This is a genomic window from Streptomyces sp. NPDC036813, assembly GCF_055609245.1.
The window spans coordinates 41,080-56,213 of record NZ_JBVJPV010000017.1; the positions used below are offsets into that span (position 1 = coordinate 41,080).

Genomic DNA, 15,134 nt, shown 5'->3' on the forward strand with positions numbered 1-15,134 from the left:
CGGCAACCCCGCGGACCCCTTACTCACGGAGACTGACACCATGAGCACAGCCGACATCCGCGTCGAGAAGGGCCACGCCGAGCCCGAGGAGGTCGCCGCCATCACGGCCGTCCTCCTGGCCCGCGCGGCCGCCCGCCCCGCCGAGACCGTCCCCGTCCACCGCGGCCGCCCGCGCGCCGGCTGGCGCCGCCTGGAGCGCGAGAGCGGCTTCCGCGCCCCGCACAGCTGGCGCTGACGCACGCACGAAGGGCCCCTCTCCGAGGAGAGGGGCCCTTCTTCGTGTCCCGAAGGAGCGTGGGAGGGTGTCCGCGATCCGAGGCTCCGCCGCGGGACGCGATCGGCCACGAGCTGCCCGCAGACGGCGTGTCACCGCAAGGGGCAGCCCGGGCGCCGGACCACCTACCGCAGGCGCGCCATGAGCGCGTGCTCGACGAGCGTGATGAGCGTCGACTTGGCGTCGGCGCGGTGCCGGGCGTCCGTCGTGATGATCGGGGTGTCGGGGCCGATCTGCAGGGCCTCGCGCACCTCGTCCGGCTGGTAGGGCTGCTGCCCGTCGAAGCCGTTCAGCGCGATCACGAACGGCAGGCCGCTGTTCTCGAAGTAGTCGACGGCGGGGAAGCAGTCGGCCAGGCGCCGGGTGTCCACGAGCACCACCGCGCCGATCGCGCCGCGCACCAGGTCGTCCCACATGAACCAGAAGCGGTCCTGTCCGGGCGTGCCGAACAGGTAGAGGATCAGGTCCTGGTCCAGGGTGATACGGCCGAAGTCCATGGCCACCGTGGTGGTGGTCTTGTCTCCGGTGTGGGTGAGGTCGTCGATGCCCGCGGACGCGGACGTCATCACGGCCTCCGTGCGCAGCGGGTTGATCTCCGAGACGGCGCCGACGAACGTGGTCTTGCCCACGCCGAAGCCGCCCGCCACCACGATCTTCGCGGAGGTGGTGGAGCGGGAAGGACCGCCGCTAGAGCTTGCGAAGTCCACTGAGCACCCTTTCGAGCAGTGTCACGTCTGGCTGGCCGCCGGCGTTCTCGTCGCCGCCGGGCTGATGGATGGCGACCAGTCCCGCCTCCGCCAAGTCGGCGACGAGGATCCTGGCCACGCCGAGCGGGATCGTCAGCAGGGCCGAGATCTCGGCCACCGACTTGATCTCGCGGCACAGGTTGCAGATCCGCTGATGCTCGGGCAGCTGGCCCTGCATCTGGTGCGGAGCAGCGGTGGTGTGCACCAGCGCCTCGATGGCGAGCTGGTAGCGCGGACGCGTCCGGCCGCCGGTCATGGCGTACGGACGCACCAGCGGGTTGTTCGACGCCCCGGCGGGCGCCGGCTCGGGGGTGCGACGCTGCGGCTGCACGGGCTGGATACGCGGGGCCGGCGGCTGGTCGTACGGCGACGGGCCGGGGCCCTGGGGCATGTACGGCTGCCGGTGGCTCGGGGCGGAGGGGTAGGCGTACGGGTTCGCGGAACCGTCGCCGTGGCCCTGGCCAGGCCCGTACGACCAGTTGCCCGAAGACGAACCGCCTGGGGGTGTTGCCACTTTCTCTCCTCCTCCGAGCGTGTCTGGCATCCCACCACGTGGAAGCCCGCGTCCCGAAACCTTACGGCCCCGGGACGCCAAAACGCACCGTCCCCCCGTCAGTTGAGCAGGCTGCCCTGGAGCTCGGCCCGCAGGTCCGGCGTCAGGACGGTACCCGCCCGGTCCACCAGAAGGGCCATTTCGTACCCGATGAGACCGATGTCCGCCTCCGGGTGCGCCAGCACCGCAAGCGAGGAACCATCGGAAATGGACATGATGAACAGGAATCCCCGCTCCATCTCCACAACCGTCTGGTTCACGCTGCCGCCCTCGAAGATCCGGGACGCACCGGCGGTCAGCGAGGTCAGACCGGAGGCGACGGCCGCGAGCTGATCGGCGCGGTCGCGGGGGAAGCCTTCGGACATCGCCAGAAGGAGTCCGTCGGCGGAGACCACCACCGTGTGGGACACCCCCGGGGTGTTGTCCACGAAGTTGGTGATCAACCAGTTCAGGTTCTGTGCCGCCTGGCTCATCGGGCTCACACTAACGCTCCTGGTTGTAGGTGCTGTCAGGACCGAAGCCCTGGCCGTTCGTTTCACTGCCTGCGCTCGCGCTGCGTCCACGCTGGACGCCCCGGCGCAGGTTGCTCAGCCTGCCCCGGACGTCCTCCGGGGCGCGGGAGACCTGTGGGCCCCCCTGGGGGGTGGTTTCGGCGGCGCCGTCGACCAGGTTGGCCTTGGGAATCCGCCGCGGCAGGCCGGAGGCCGTGACCCCGCCTGCCTTGGGCTTCCGGAGCTGCGCGGCCTGCTGCCAGCGGTCGTCGTTCGCCGACCGCCAGCTGCCATTGTCGCCGTTGTTCTCCGGAGTGGGCGCCGGCGCTTCCTGGTTCACGCGCTGGGCGGAGCCGTTCGAACCGCTCGCGTGGGATCCGCGGCGCGGCAGCCCGGCGTCGGTCAGCTCGTGGACGGCGGAAGTGGCCGGTCCCGGACGGTCGAAGCCTACGCGGTCCTGCTGACTCGCGTCAGCGGTCCGCTGCGGTTCCGCTTCCGGTGCGTCCGCAGCGTACTGGGACCCGTAGCCGTTCTGGTAGCCGCTGTGCTGGGGCCAGTCGTCCTGGTAGGACGTCTGGTCGAAGCCCGAAGGGTTCTCCGGAGCGGCGGCGTGCGCCGGCGCGGACTCCTCCTGCGCGGGCTCCGCATACGAGCGCTCGGGGTAGCCGCCGGCGGTGCCGAAACCGTCGTTCTGCGGTACGTGCCCGTTCTGCCCGTAGTAGGACTCCTCGTACGACGGCGCCTGCTGTCCGTCGTAGCCGCCCCGGTGCTCCTCGTACGCCGTGTGCTGGTCGTACCCGGTGCCCTGCTCGGGGAAGCCGCCCTGGTGGGCGTCGTAGGCCGGCTGCTGCTGGGTCCCGGAGCCGAAGTCGTCGGCGTACCCGCCCTGCTCGTGGCTCTGCTCCTGCGGCTCGCCTTGCCCCTGGGCCTCCAGGGCCGCGCGGCGCTCCTCGCGCATCAGGGAGCGGCCGACCGGGTCCAGATCGCGCAGATCGTCGGGGACCTCGGTGTAGCGGCTGTCGTCGAAGCCCAGTTCGGCGGCCGTGCGCATCGGCTGGCTGAAGTTCTCACCCTGGAAGTTCTGCTCCGGGATGATCTGCGAGACGGTGAACTCGTCGCGCTGGACGTGCTGTTCGCCGCCACCGCCGTGCGTGATCGCGTCCGGCAGCATGACCAGCGAGGTGGTGCCGGCCTGCTCGCCCGAGGGGCGCAGCTGGACCCGGATGCCGTGCCGGTCGGACAGTCGGCCGACCACGAACAGGCCCATGCGCTGCGAGATCGCGGCGTCCACGGTCGGCGGGTTGGCCAGCTTGTGGTTGATGTCGGCGAAGTCCTCGGCGGTCAGGCCGATGCCCTTGTCGTGGATCTCGATCATCACGCGGCCGTCGGGGAGACGGGTCGCGGTGACCCGGACCTTGGTCTGCGGGGAGGAGAACGTGGTGGCGTTCTCCAGCAGCTCGGCCAGCAGGTGCACGAGGTCGGTCACGGCCCGGCCGTGGATCTCGGCCTCCGGGACGCCCTGCAGCTCGATGCGCTCGTACTGCTCCACCTCGGAGGAGGCGGCGCGCAGCACGTCGACGAGCGGCACCGGCTGGTCCCAGCGGCGGCCCGGCTCCTCACCGGCGAGGACCAGCAGGTTCTCGCCGTTGCGGCGCATACGGGTGGCGAGGTGGTCCAGCTTGAAGAGGTTCTCCAGCTGGTCCGGGTCTGCCTCGTTGTTCTCCAGGTCCGTGATCAGGGTCAGCTGGCCCTCGATCAGCGACTGGTTGCGGCGCGAGAGGTTGGTGAAGATCGCGTTGATGTTGCCCCGCAGCAGGGCCTGCTCGGAGGCGAGCCGGACCGCCTCGCGGTGCACTTGGTCGAAGGCGCGGGCGACCTCACCGATCTCGTCGGTGGTGGTGATCGGGATCGGGGCGACCCGGGTGTCCACGCGGCCGGGGTCGGTGCGCGAGAGCTGGTCGACCAGCATCGGCAGGCGCTGCTCGGCGATGCCGAACGCGGCGTTGCGCAGCTGGCGCATCGCGCGGCTCATCTGGCGGGCCACGGCACCGGCCAGGATGAAGGCGAGCAGCAGGGCGACCACCACGATGGCGCCGGTGACGATGGCGTCCTGCTTGGCGTTGTCGGCGATGCTCTGCGCGTCGGCCACTGCCTTGTCGACCAGTTCGGTCTCGACCTGGCGGTAGCCGTCGAACTTCGCGGTGGAGGCGCCCATCCAGGTCTGCGGCGTCACGCCCTTGGCCGCCAGCTCCTCGGAGCTGAAGGTGCCGGCGGCGATGCCCTGGAGCATCTTGTCGGCGACGGGCATGGCGGTGTAGGCGCCACCCTGCGTGGAGCTGTTGTCACCGGCGTTGACGGCGGCGCCCCGGTCACCGACCTTCTGACGCTGCTGCGCCATGACCTGGTCGAGGCGGTTGACGTCGGCCTGGGTGGCGCCCGAGACGAACTCGTTGACGGCGATGCCCTCGAGGTAGCGGTACGTCGCGAGGGAGACGCGCTGCTGCGCGGCCACGCTCTGCTTCTCGGCGGGCCGGATCAGCAGGTGCACGCCGATCGCGCGCTGCAGCGACGTCGCGGCCTTGGCGAGGGAGACGGCGTAGACGGTACGGCCGTAGGAGGTGACGTTGCCGGTACCGAGGCTCAGCTCGTTGGCGAACTCCATCAGGGAGTGCTGGACGAGGACGTAGCCCTCTTCCGTCTTCACCGGGTCCATCGGCTTGGTGAAGGCGGCCTGACGCAGCGCGGACAGCTTGTTCTCGTTGGAGCGGAACAGCTGCATACGGCGGTCGAGGGCGGCCGTGTGCGGCAGGTTCTTCGCCGCCTCGTCGAACTTCCCCTTGGCGGAGTCGGTGGCGGCGCGCAGCTGCTTGACCTCGGCCGTCTCGCCCTTGCCCTGGAGCAGGTCGGGCGCGGTGAGGTCGCGCTCGTCGAGCAGGGCCTGGCCGTAGTCCTCGGCGGCGCGCACCAGGAGCGCGACGTTCTCCGCGTCCTCCGCGTTCTGCCAGGTGTCGATCGAGCTCTTGACCTGGAAGCCGCCCATGACGAGGCCGACGAGCACCGGTATGAGCAGGATCGCGTTCAGCCTGGTCGGCACCCGCCAGTTGCGGGGGGAGAAGCGGCCGCCGCTCGGGGCCGGCGCCGCCGACGGTTCCGAACCGGGCACAGGGGCGGGCGCCGCTGTGCGCGGCGGCGGGGTGAAGTTGCCCCGCGCCGCCGGCTCGGGACTGTTCTTGCTTCGCCTCACTCGACCAACAACCTCTCGGCGGTCGGCACCTTCGTCGTGCCGCAGTGTGTCCGTGCCCGGTCGGCCAAGGACTCCCGGTACGCCTACCAGTACGTCTTTGACTATTGGGCAGTTCAGGCATTCCAGCACGACGACCTGCGCTCTTCCAAACAGCGGAATGCGCGGGCTCGAGGTGATGTAAGCCCCACATAAAACGGTCATAAAGAGCGAGCCCCGTCAAAAGACGGGGCGTTCGTGCGCACAGCGACACCGGTCGACCGCGACGCGTGGCGGTTCTCCACGATTCCTCTGCCGAACTGTTATGAACACCGGAGCCGGCCGTGTCAAAGGCCACAGCCGGCTCCGCAGGGGCCTACGACAACTGCCGTATCGCCCTTCCGACTTGAGTGTCGGTCCCGTGTCGTACCGGTGTGCGTACCGGTGTGCGCGCTAACGCAGTCGTGCCATCAGGGCGTGCTCCACCAGCGTGATCAGGGCTGACTTGGCGTCGGCGCGGTGCCGGGCGTCCGTCGTGATGATCGGGGTGTCGGGGCCGATCTGCAGGGCCTCGCGGACCTCTTCCGGCTGGTAGGGCTGCTGTCCGTCGAAGCCGTTGAGGGCGACGACGAAGGGCAGGCCGCTGTTCTCGAAGTAGTCGACGGCGGGGAAGCAGTCGGCCAGGCGCCGGGTGTCCACGAGCACCACCGCGCCGATCGCGCCGCGCACCAGGTCGTCCCACATGAACCAGAAGCGGTCCTGTCCGGGCGTGCCGAACAGGTAGAGGATCAGGTCCTGGTCCAGGGTGATACGGCCGAAGTCCATGGCCACCGTGGTGGTGGTCTTGTCTCCGGTGTGGGTGAGGTCGTCGATGCCCGCGGACGCGGACGTCATCACGGCCTCCGTGCGCAGCGGGTTGATCTCCGAGACGGCGCCGACGAACGTGGTCTTGCCCACGCCGAAGCCGCCCGCCACCACGATCTTCGCCGAGGTGGTCGAGCGCGCGGTCGTCGCCTGACCGCTAGAGCTTGCGAAGTCCACTGAGCACCCTTTCGAGCAGCGTCACGTCCGGAGCACCGGTGGCCTCGTCGCCGCCCGGCTGGTGGATCGCGACGAGACCGGCCTCGGCGAGGTCCGCGACGAGAATGCGGGCCACGCCCAGCGGCATGTTGAGCAGCGCGGAGACCTCCGCGACCGACTTCACCTCACGGCACAGATGGCAGATGCGCTGGTGCTCCGGGAGCAACCCCATGAGCGCAGCCGGGTCGGCCGTGGTGCTGATCAGCGCCTCGATGGCGAGCTGGTAGCGCGGCCGGGTCCGGCCGCCGGTCATGGCGTACGGCCTGACCAGCGGCTGGTCGCCCTCTTCCTCGTACGACCCTGCGTACGGATCATGATGGGCGGTGGGCGGGGTCATGAATCCTCCGGGCGAGACAGCAAGTCGGTCGGGCTGGCCGTCGGACGGGGCCGGTGGGGGGATTGTGGCGGCCGGACGGTTTTTCGGTGACGCGTATGGATCACGGGCCGGTCAGTGGAGCAGACTTCCCTGGAGCTCGGCGCGCAGGTCGGGCGTGAGCACCGCGCCCGCGCGGTCGACCAGGAGCGCCATCTCGTAGCCGACGAGGCCGATGTCGCACTCGGGGTGCGCGAGCACGGCCAGCGACGAGCCGTCCGAGACGGACATCAGGAACAGAAAGCCCCGTTCCATCTCGACGACCGTCTGTGCCACGGTGCCGCCCTCGAAGATCCGCGAGGCACCGGCCGTCAGCGAGGTGAGCCCGGACGCGACGGCCGCCAGCTGGTCGGCACGGTCGCGCGGGAAGCCCTCGGACATCGCCAGCAGCAGACCGTCGGCGGACACGACGACGGTGTGGGACACCCCTGGGGTGTTGTCCACGAAGTTGGTGATCAACCAGTTGAGGTTCTGTGCCGCCTGGCTCATCTGGCTCAACTAACGCTCCTGCTGGTGAGTGGGGCTCGGGAAGCTGCCGGTCTGGCCGCTGCCGGCCTGACGGCCCTGAGCGATGCCCCGACGGAGATTGGTCAGCCGTCCGCGCACGTCCTGCGGCGCGCGCGAGACCTGCGGACCGGCCTGGTTCTGCTGTTGCTGAGCCGTGCCCGGCACGAGGTTCGCCCGGGGCACGCGGCGCGGCAGACCGGAGGTGGTGACTCCACCCGAGGCGGGCTGACGCACCCGCTCCGCCTGCCGGACGAGATCGTCGTTCGGCGAGCTGCGCCAGCCGCTCTGGGCCGGACGCTGCTGGGGGGCCGCGGGAGCCGGCGCCTGCGGCTGCTGTTGCGGGGCCGGAGCGGCACTCTGCTGCTGCTCGTCCTCGCGGCCGCCGCGGAACCAGTTGGTCTCCAGCGTGTCGTACAGCGGGGTACGGCCGTCACCCGGACCGCTGGCCGGCGGCAGCGCCTCCGGCTCACGCCGGACCGGGCGCTGCTGCGGAGCCTGCGGCTCGGAGTACGCGGGCCGCTGCTGCGGGGCCTGCGGCTCCCCGTGCGCCGGGCGCTGCTGCGGGGCCTGCGGCTGCGGGTAGCCGTAGCCACCCGGCTGCGGCTGCCCGAACGGGTCGCCGGCCGCGGGCTCCGGGCGCGCGGGCAGGGCATGCCGGCCCGTGGTGGAGCCGTCCTGCTGCGGCGCGGGGAACTGGCCGGTCGAGCCGTCGCGCTGGGGCGCGGGGAACTGGCCGGAGGAGCCGTCGTCGTACGCCTGCGGGGGCGCGAACCGGCCCGCGGCAGGCCCGGAGTCACGGCCGCCGGGGGCACCCGGGGTGCCGAAGATGTCGGAGCGGACGAACGGGTCGCCGCCCTGGTGCGGCGCGCCGAAGTCCGGACGGGCGAACTCGGAGGTGCTGCCCGGGCCCTGCGCGTCGTCCCCACGGCCCACCGCCGGGATCTCGGCGGTCGCGCCGGGGCCCTGACGGTCGTCGATCCGCGGCATCCGCGAGGTCTGCGAGACCTCCGGCTCCTCGTGACCGCGCGGGGTGTCCAGCGAGGCACGCGACACCGGCGGCTCGCCGCTCTGGTCGCTCCAGCTCGGCGTACGCGGCTGCTGCGGGGCGCTGCCGGGCAGCTCGGCCCGGGCACCGTCGCGCGCCGGCAGCTGCGGACGGCGACGCCGGCCGCCCTTCTCCGCGCCCGCGTCGTCGGCGGGGCGCTGCGGCGGCACCGGGCCGCGCGACGCTCCGAAGGGCTCCTGGCCGGGCGTACCCGGACCGGTGGGCTGCAGACCCTGCGGCGCGGCCGGCTGGCCGAAGGGCGCACCCGTACCGGCCGGCGCGGGCCGGCCCTGCTGCGGACCGCCCTGCGGCTGCGGACCGCGGGGAGCGGACGGCGCACCCGGACGGGCACCGTCCCGGCCGGGCAGCGCGGCGCGCGGCCCCTGGCCGGCGCCCAGCAGACCGCCGTTGCCGGCGCCCGGGGCACCCGCGGAGGGCGAGGCGCCGAAGGCTCCGCCGCCCTGGCCGCCACCGTTGTTCCCGGCGGCCTGGCGGCGTGCGGCGGCCGCACCGGCGGCGGCCTGCGCGGCGGCGGGACCACCGGTGGAACCCTGGCCGGGCTTCGGAGGCTGCGGCTTCTTGCCGCCCTGCGCGACGTCGACCGGCAGCATGACCAGCGCGGTCGTACCGCCGGAGTCGGACGGGCGCAGCTGGATGCGGATGCCGTGGCGCTGCGAGAGGCGGCCGACCACGAACAGACCCATGCGGCGGGAGACGGAGACGTCCACGGTGGGCGGCGAGGCGAGCCGCTCGTTGATCGCGGCGAGGTCCTCGGGGGAGAGGCCGATACCGGTGTCGTGGATCTCGATCAGCACGCGGCCGTCGGGCAGCGCGTGACCGGTGACCTTGACCTTGGTCTGCGGGGAGGAGAAGGAGGTGGCGTTCTCCAGCAGCTCGGCGAGCAGGTGCACGAGGTCGTTGACGACCCGGCCGGCGACCTCGGTCGTCGGCACGGAGGCCAGCTCGATGCGCTCGTACTGCTCCACCTCGGAGGCGGCGGCGCGGAGCACGTCGACCAGCGGGACCGGGCGGGTCCAGCGCCGCCCCGGCTCCTCACCCGCGAGGACGAGGAGGTTCTCACCGTTACGGCGCATACGGGTGGCGAGGTGGTCCAGCTTGAACAGCGAGGACAGCTGGTCCGGGTCGGCCTCGCGGGACTCCAGCTCGGAGATCAGCGACAGCTGGCGCTGGATCAGACCCTGGGAGCGGCGCGAGAGGTTGGTGAACATCGCGTTGACGTTGCCCCGCAGCAGGGCCTGCTCGGCGGCGAGGCGGACCGCCTCGCGGTGCACGTCGTCGAAGGCCGCGGCCACCTGGCCGATCTCGTCCCGGGAGTGCACACCGACCGACTCCACGGAGGTGTCGACGTCCTGCGGGTCCGACTCCGACAGCTGCTTGACCAGCTCGGGCAGACGGTCCTGGGCGACCCTGGTGGCGGTCTCCTGGAGCCGGCGCAGCGAGCGGATCATGGACCGGGCCACGACGAACGCGCCGACCAGGGACACGCCGAGCACGAGCAGGATCAGCGCACCGGAGATGATCGCCTCGCGCTCGGAGTCGCTGCGCAGCTCGCGGGCCTTCTGCTCCATCTCGCTGAGCAGCGTCAGCTCGATGTTCGACATCTGCTGGAGCTTGGTGCCGCTGTCGTCCAGCCAGTCCTTGTAGGACCGCTTGTCCAGCTTCTTCAGACCACCGATGTCCTGGACCGCGCGGCTCGCGTAGGTGTCGGCGTCCTCGATGATCGGGTTGCCCTCTTGGATGGGCTTGAGCAGCTCCTCGGCGTTCTTGTCGCCGTAGATGCTGCGGAAGGTGCTCAGCTCCGACTTCTGGCCCTCGGTCGCCGACTCCGCGTAGTTGCGGTCGTTCTCGGAGAGGTCGCCGTAAGTGGTGTTGCTGGCGGGCAGGGCGGCCGCGATGACCGCGCGCTGCATGGAGGCGTACTCCTTGGCGGAGGAGAACGCGGCCAGCGCGCGGGTGCGCTGGATCATCTCCGGGTTGCTGGTGGCCTCGGCCATGTCCTGGGACAGGTCCAGCAGGTGGGTGATCAGCCGGTGGTAGGCCTCGACCGTCTGCGAGGAGTTGCCCTGAGCCGTGTAGGCCTCCTGGCGGATCCTGCCCAGGGTGTTCAGGTCCCGGGCGATGGCGACGACGCTCTCGCGGACACCCTGCAGGTTGCCGTCCTCGACCTGCTCCGAGGCGTCGATGAAGTTGTCCTTGGCGCGGTCGGTCTTGTCCCGCAGCCCCTTGACGGTGGGGTCCTCGGCCTTGGAACCGTGCGCCAGCGGACCGGCGGACTCGTCGCGCTCCTCCTGGAGCGCCGCGGCCAGCTCGGTGGCCTGCTTGGTCATCTCGGTCAGCAGCTTCATGTTCTCGAGCTGCTGGATGTTGTCCATCGACTCGCTGATGCGCAGGGCACCCAGCGTGGTCGCCGCGACCACGGGGAGCGCGAGCAGTGACACCAGTCGAGTGGAGATGCGCCAGTTGCGCAGGGCTATTCGCGTGCCGGGGCCGGAGGGGCCCTGCGGCGGCTTGACCTTGGGGGTGGCGGGGCTCGGCGCCGACACGGTCACCCCCGGGCGACCGGGGCGCTCACCGCCGTCACCGGACGGGGCCGCCTGGCCCGGGTTCTGGGCGTGCTGGGGCGAGGAGCTGACGGCCATGGGGCCAGTCCCGCCGTGCGGCTCCGGCTCCGCCGAAGCGCTGCCATCCCTCTTGAAACGTCCCTGCACTAGCGTCGCAACCTCTGGACCAGGCGTCCCTCCGCAGATACGAAGGAACGGTGTCGGCGTCTTGGGAGAGCGCCCTGAATACGTCTCCCGGGTGGTCGTGAGTGACCGGCGCTGGATTCCCCCTCTCGCCGCCCACCTTGTCGGGAGCGACGCTGCTCGGCGCCCCCTGTGCGCCGGCTCGATCCTGCGGCGGTCCGTGGCATTCCAGCACAGTGCAGGATCTCCAACAAGGTTCGTGGGTCGTTGTGTGACGTCCGTGACAGCACGTGAGGGCCGGGTTACCAGGTGTGGAAAGTGATCCTGTACGAATCGGGCGTATCCGAGCGAGTCGCCGGAGCAGCGGCGGTGTCCCAGTCGCCATGATCAGGAGCGGAATGAGGGCTTCAGGGGGCCAATGTCCGTTTCGCTGGGGTGATCCGCGGGTCGGAATTGACCGCTTTGAGCGGTGATTCGTGAGCAAACTCACACGAGGATCATGTGGTCTTCACGTCTTCGACGGGAATGCGCAGGTTTGGCCTCGTGCTTGACAGGAGGTGACGTTCTGACAATCCGCGCGCACGTGAGGTAGCTTGGCCCCCTCCCAGCGCCCCGAGACGAACAGGTCTTGTTAACCGTGAAGACGACGATGATGTTCCGCCCGCTTGCCAACCCGCGGCGCACGACGCTGGCGCACCTGGACGCAGCCGACGAACTGCAGATCCCGGAGCAGCCGGAGCACTCCATCGATCTGCCGGCGCAGACCGCCAACCCGCGGCGCACGGTCCTCATGGACATCCCGGTGACCGCCGCGCAGTGAGCGCACAGCGGTGATACGACAGCGAAGGGCGCCCGCACCGAGCGGGCGCCCTTCGTCGTGCCGCGGGCGCGCCAGGCGGGCCGCACGGGGTGATGCGCGCGGTTGCGGAGTGTTCACCGCGTTAGCCTGGAGCGTCAGACTTCAGCCAGCTCAGTGACAAGTTAAGGGGCGCAAGGATCCCGTGCGCATCGCCAGGTTCTCCATCGACGGGAACGTCGCTTTCGGCGCGGTCGAAGGCGACAAGCCGGACGAGCTCGTCCTCGACATCATCAAGGGCATCCCGTTCGCGGACTTCGAGCTCTCCGGCACCAAGGTCCCGCTGAGCAAGGTGCGGCTGCTGCCTCCCGTGCTGCCCAACAAGGTCGTCGCCTTCGGCCGCAACTACGCCGAGCACGCCCGTGAGCTGGGCAACGAGGTGCCGGACGCCCCGTTCGCCTTCTTCAAGCCGTCCACCTCGGTGATCGGCCCCGGTGACGCGATCCAGTACCCGCCCTTCACCGAGGACCTCCAGCACGAGGCCGAGCTGGCCGTCGTCATCGGCCGTATGTGCCGCGAGGTCCCGCGCGAGCGCGTGGCGGACGTGATCTTCGGCTACACCTGCGCCGTCGACGTCACCGCCCGCGACGTGCAGAAGCGCGAGAAGCAGTGGGCACGGGCCAAGGGCTTCGACAGCTCCTGCCCGCTCGGCCCCTGGGTCGAGACGGACCTGGACCTCGCGACCGCGTCCGACCTGACCATCCAGCTCACGGTCAACGGCGAACAGCGCCAACTGGGCCGCACGAGCGAGATGATCCATGACATCGCGGATCTGATCGTCAACATCTCCGAGGCCATGACGCTGCTGCCCGGCGACGTCATCCTCACCGGCACCCCGGCAGGGGTCGGCCCCCTGAACGTCGGCGACGAGGTCGCCGTCACCATCGAAGGCATCGGCACTCTCACCAACAAGGTTGTCAAGCGTGGCTAGCGCATCCGGCTCTCCCGTACGCGTCCGTTTCTGTCCCTCGCCCACCGGTAACCCCCACGTGGGCCTGGTCCGCACCGCCCTGTTCAACTGGGCGTTCGCGCGGCACCACCAGGGCACCCTGGTCTTCCGCATCGAGGACACCGACGCGGCCCGCGACTCCGAGGAGTCCTACAACCAGCTGCTCGAGGCGATGCGCTGGCTCGGCTTCGACTGGGACGAGGGCCCCGAGGTCGGCGGCCCGCACGCGCCGTACCGCCAGTCGCAGCGCATGGACCTCTACAAGGACGTCGCGCAGAAGCTGCTGGACGCCGGCCACGCCTACCGCTGCTACTGCTCCCAGGAGGAGCTGGACACCCGCCGTGAGGCCGCCCGCGCCGCCGGCAAGCCCTCCGGCTACGACGGCCACTGCCGCGAGCTGAGCGCCGAGCAGGTCGAGCAGTACCAGGCGCAGGGCCGTGAGCCCATCGTCCGCTTCCGTATGCCGGACGAGACGATCACCTTCACCGACCTGGTGCGCGGCGAGCTGACCTTCACCCCGGAGAACGTGCCGGACTACGGCATCGTGCGCGCCAACGGCGCCCCGCTGTACACGCTGGTCAACCCGGTCGACGACGCCCTGATGGAGATCACCCACGTCCTGCGCGGCGAGGACCTGCTCTCCTCCACCCCGCGCCAGATCGCGCTGTACAAGGCGCTGATCGAGCTGGGCATCGCCAAGGAGATCCCCTCCTTCGGCCACCTGCCGTACGTGATGGGCGAGGGCAACAAGAAGCTGTCCAAGCGCGACCCGCAGTCGAGCCTGAACCTCTACCGCGAGCAGGGCTTCCTGCCCGAGGGCCTGCTCAACTACCTGTCGCTGCTGGGCTGGTCGCTCTCCGCGGACCAGGACATCTTCTCGATCGAGGAGATGGTGGCGGCCTTCGACATCTCCGACGTGAACCCCAACCCGGCGCGCTTCGACCTGAAGAAGTGCGAGGCGATCAACGCCGACCACATCCGCATGCTGGACGTGAAGGACTTCGCCGAGCGCTGCCGCCCCTGGCTCAAGGCCCCGTTCGCCACCTGGGCGCCGGAGGACTTCGACGAGACCAAGTGGCAGGCCATCGCCCCGCACGCGCAGACCCGCGTGAAGGTGCTCTCGGAGATCACCGACAACGTCGACTTCCTCTTCCTCGCCGAGCCGGTCTTCGACGAGGCGTCGTGGACGAAGGCGATGAAGGAGGGCTCCGACGCTCTGCTGCGCACGGCCCGCGAGAAGCTTCAGTCGGCCGACTGGACCTCCCCGGAGTCGCTGAAGGAGGCCGTCCTGGCCGCCGGTGAGGCGCACGGCCTCAAGCTCGGCAAGGCCCAGGCCCCGGTCCGGGTCGCCGTCACCGGCCGCACCGTCGGCCTGCCGCTCTTCGAGTCCCTGGAGGTCCTGGGCAAGGAGAAGTCCCTCGCCCGGATCGACGCGGCGCTGGCCAGGCTGGCCGCGTAAGGCACACCACGCGGCCGACCCGCGGCACAGGGGCGGTATCCGGAAACACCCGGGTACCGCCCCCGTTGTGTGGTTACCGTCGCCCCATGAGCATCCGAGCCGTGGTCTGGGACGTCGACGACACCCTCTTCGACTACACGAGCGCCGACCGCGCGGGCATGCGCGCCCACCTGGTCGCCGAGGGACTGCTCGAGGCCTTCGGCACGGCGGAGCAGGCGCTCGCGCTCTGGAAGGAGGCCACCGAGCTGCACTGGGCGCGCTTCTCGGCCGGGGAGGCGACCTTCGAGGCGCAGCGCCGCGACCGGGTGCGCACATTCCTGGGCGCGGAACTGAGCGACGCGGAGGCCGACGACTGGTTCCTGCGTTACGTCGGTCACTACGAGTCCGCCTGGGCCCTCTTCCCGGACGCCGTGCCCGCCCTGGACGCCCTCGCCGCCGGCTACCGGCACGCGGTGCTGTCCAACTCGAGCCTCACCGTCCAGGACCGCAAGCTGCGCGTCCTCGGCGTCCACGGCCGCTTCGAGACCATCCTGTGCGCGGCCGAGCTGGGCGTCTCCAAGCCCGAGGCGGCCGCCTTCCACGCGGCCTGCGCCGCCCTGCGCCTCGCCCCGCACGAGGTCGCCTACGTCGGCGACCATCCGGACATCGACGGGCGCGGGGCGGCGGAGGCGGGTCTGCTGTCGGTGTGGATCGACCGTGACGGGGCGCGTACCGGCGGTGAGGGGCCGCGGGGTCCGCACCGGATCTCGACCCTCGCCGAACTCCCGGCGGTGCTCGGCGGGGATACCCGTTTTGGAGCCCGGTCCACCTTCAGGTAATGTTCTTCCTGCGCCGCCGGGGAGCGGGCCGAAAGGCCGGAACCCGGGGGAGCGAAAC

General features: G+C 70.8%; 13 protein-coding genes. 5 read left to right on the forward strand and 8 right to left on the reverse strand.

From position 1 onward, the window contains the following. Positions 1-40 precede the first annotated feature (40 nt). Positions 41-235, forward strand: a complete 195-nt coding sequence (locus tag ACZ67Q_RS30535) for an acyl-CoA carboxylase subunit epsilon (RefSeq protein ID WP_471188717.1) — start codon at positions 41-43, stop codon at positions 233-235. Positions 236-399: 164 nt separating this feature from the next. Here the strand turns inward: ACZ67Q_RS30535 and ACZ67Q_RS30540 are convergent, their stop codons facing one another. From ACZ67Q_RS30540 to ACZ67Q_RS30575, 8 genes are all read right to left on the reverse strand, one after another. Beyond that, positions 400-981, reverse strand: coding sequence for a GTP-binding protein (locus ACZ67Q_RS30540; protein WP_026084856.1), 582 nt, complete (start codon positions 979-981; stop codon positions 400-402). After that, a complete protein-coding gene (locus tag ACZ67Q_RS30545; protein ID WP_103781643.1) occupies positions 962-1,534 on the reverse strand; it encodes a DUF742 domain-containing protein in 573 nt (190 codons plus the stop codon). Before ACZ67Q_RS30545 ends, ACZ67Q_RS30540 begins: the two co-directional genes overlap by 20 nt. A gap of 98 nt (positions 1,535-1,632) precedes the next feature. After that, complete coding sequence (locus tag ACZ67Q_RS30550) at positions 1,633-2,046, reverse strand: roadblock/LC7 domain-containing protein (protein ID WP_004983065.1); 414 nt, start codon at positions 2,044-2,046, stop codon at positions 1,633-1,635. A 10-nt stretch (positions 2,047-2,056) separates the two neighbouring features. Then, positions 2,057-5,308 carry a sensor histidine kinase gene (locus ACZ67Q_RS30555; RefSeq protein WP_471188722.1) on the reverse strand — a complete coding sequence of 1,084 codons (3,252 nt, stop codon included), beginning with the start codon at positions 5,306-5,308 and terminating at the stop codon, positions 2,057-2,059. 429 nt (positions 5,309-5,737) lie between these two features. After that, positions 5,738-6,325: a GTP-binding protein gene (locus ACZ67Q_RS30560; protein WP_469816281.1), complete on the reverse strand. Its 588-nt coding sequence runs from the start codon at positions 6,323-6,325 to the stop codon at positions 5,738-5,740. Next, entirely contained in the window at positions 6,306-6,701 is a 396-nt protein-coding gene (locus ACZ67Q_RS30565) for a DUF742 domain-containing protein (RefSeq protein WP_361627748.1), read from the reverse strand. The genes ACZ67Q_RS30560 and ACZ67Q_RS30565 overlap by 20 nt, the downstream gene beginning before the upstream one ends. Positions 6,702-6,812: 111 nt before the next feature. Continuing rightward, positions 6,813-7,226: a roadblock/LC7 domain-containing protein gene (locus tag ACZ67Q_RS30570; protein WP_023546525.1), complete on the reverse strand. Its 414-nt coding sequence runs from the start codon at positions 7,224-7,226 to the stop codon at positions 6,813-6,815. Between the two features lie 9 nt (positions 7,227-7,235). Then, positions 7,236-11,018: a sensor histidine kinase gene (locus tag ACZ67Q_RS30575; protein WP_471188745.1), complete on the reverse strand. Its 3,783-nt coding sequence runs from the start codon at positions 11,016-11,018 to the stop codon at positions 7,236-7,238. Between the two features lie 613 nt (positions 11,019-11,631). Between ACZ67Q_RS30575 and ACZ67Q_RS30580 the strand changes: the two genes are divergently transcribed. The 4 genes from ACZ67Q_RS30580 (at position 11,632) to ACZ67Q_RS30595 (ending at position 15,076) form a co-directional block, all read left to right on the forward strand. Next, positions 11,632-11,814 (forward strand): hypothetical protein, encoded by a 183-nt coding sequence (locus ACZ67Q_RS30580; RefSeq protein ID WP_471188747.1) that lies wholly within the window; start codon positions 11,632-11,634, stop codon positions 11,812-11,814. Between the two features lie 181 nt (positions 11,815-11,995). Continuing rightward, complete coding sequence (locus ACZ67Q_RS30585; RefSeq protein WP_471188749.1) at positions 11,996-12,781, forward strand: fumarylacetoacetate hydrolase family protein; 786 nt, start codon at positions 11,996-11,998, stop codon at positions 12,779-12,781. Further along, positions 12,774-14,258 (forward strand): glutamate--tRNA ligase, encoded by a 1,485-nt coding sequence (gene gltX, locus ACZ67Q_RS30590; RefSeq protein ID WP_471188752.1) that lies wholly within the window; start codon positions 12,774-12,776, stop codon positions 14,256-14,258. The genes ACZ67Q_RS30585 and gltX overlap by 8 nt, the downstream gene beginning before the upstream one ends. An 86-nt stretch (positions 14,259-14,344) precedes the next feature. Beyond that, on the forward strand, positions 14,345-15,076 hold the full coding sequence (locus ACZ67Q_RS30595; RefSeq protein WP_471188754.1) for an HAD family hydrolase: 732 nt from the start codon (positions 14,345-14,347) through the stop codon (positions 15,074-15,076). Positions 15,077-15,134: the final 58 nt, after the last annotated feature.